The 1380-nt window shown below is 42.6% G+C and carries 2 protein-coding genes; both read right to left on the bottom strand.

The features are described from left to right. Positions 1-326: 326 nt before the first annotated feature. Positions 327-461 (bottom strand): hypothetical protein, encoded by a 135-nt coding sequence (locus tag F6K20_RS38610; RefSeq protein WP_267872043.1) that lies wholly within the window; start codon positions 459-461, stop codon positions 327-329. Between the two features lie 73 nt (positions 462-534). After that, a complete protein-coding gene (locus F6K20_RS38605) occupies positions 535-768 on the bottom strand; it encodes a hypothetical protein (protein ID WP_287256750.1) in 234 nt (77 codons plus the stop codon). Between the last annotated feature and the right edge of the window lie 612 nt (positions 769-1380).

Here is a 1380-nt window from a genome sequence, read left to right as displayed (position 1 = left end):
AGCGGTCAGCTATCAGCTGTCAGTTTGACCTGGTGGTGCGTTACGGGACGGACTCTTCCAAGACTGACTACCTATAAAATGATGCCGAGCCCGTCCCTAACGCACCCTACGCCTACTCTTTTCCCCCCTTTTTTTAAGGGGGGTTAGGGGGGATCAAAACTCCCATTAATAACTTCTATAAGTATAGCAATTAATAAAAAAATTCGGTCAAGCTCAGATAAACTCTAATACTTGACCGAATTATATTGTGTAAACCTCAAAACGTACAGCTAAGCTGCACTTAAACCATATAACTCCTGATTAATTGTACATTATTCCCGAGTTAGTCAGCTATCAGCGTGTCGCGTATCAGCCAAAGGCTTAGCCTGCGCGTAGCGCAATCGGTGCTTTTGAATAAAATAAGCTGACGGCTGACCGCTGACGGCTTGCTGATTTATACCCCTCCCCAAAAAAACGTTCATTCTTCATTCTTCATTCTTCATTCTTCATTCTTCATTCCTGGTCGCCAGGGCGACGCCCTGGCAATTTACTATCCTAATCTACGTAAAAATATCGAATCAAAGTCACCATAACCTCACCAGGATTTCCGGTAGGTTCGGGAGTGCTCCACTCGTCGGGATAAGCGTATTTAAGAGAATAGATGGTAAGAATTGTTTTCCGAACTTGTTCAGGATAACCAATCAAGATGTGCTTGGCTTTCTTAGCTTTGCGACCTTGGTTTTCAGGGTTTTGATTGTCATCAGGGTTTGAAGGAAAGTTTGTACTCATGAATCGTTATTGGTTTAAAACGCTTACATTATTAATATATCAATTTATTAATCTCTGGTCAAGGGGTTTAGGAATTTTTTTTTATTACCAAATAGCGACGATTAATCGTAGGGTGGGCAGTGGATGAAACCAATAAAATCGGATCGGAATCGGTTGGATATGCACTGCCCACCAACAGTTTTAATAAAATTAATCGTAGGGTGGGCAGTGGACGAGACCAATAAAATCCGATCGGAATCGGTTGGATATGCACTGCCCACCAACAGTTTTAATAAAATTAATCGTAGGGTGGGCAGTGGACGAGACCAATAAAATCGGATCGGAATCGGTTGGATATGCACTGCCCACCAACAGTTTTAATAAAATTAATCGTAGGGTGGGCAGTGGATTAAACCAATAAAATCCGATCGGAATCGGTTGGATATGCACTGCCCACCAACAGGGATTTAATTAGATATTAATCGTAGGGTGGGCAGTGCTCTATCCGATAGAGCACTGCCCACCCTACATGTATATCTGGCTGGTGGGCAGTGCTCTATCCGATTTTCAACTATTACTATCCCTTAATAAACCACTGCCCACCCTACATCTTTATTTATGCCCACCCTACAT

Source organism: Moorena sp. SIO2C4 (assembly GCF_010672485.1).
GTDB lineage: Bacteria > Cyanobacteriota > Cyanobacteriia > Cyanobacteriales > Coleofasciculaceae > Moorena > Moorena producens.
Note: the sequence above shows the minus strand (reverse complement) of the source record. Positions and strands in the feature narration are given on the sequence as shown.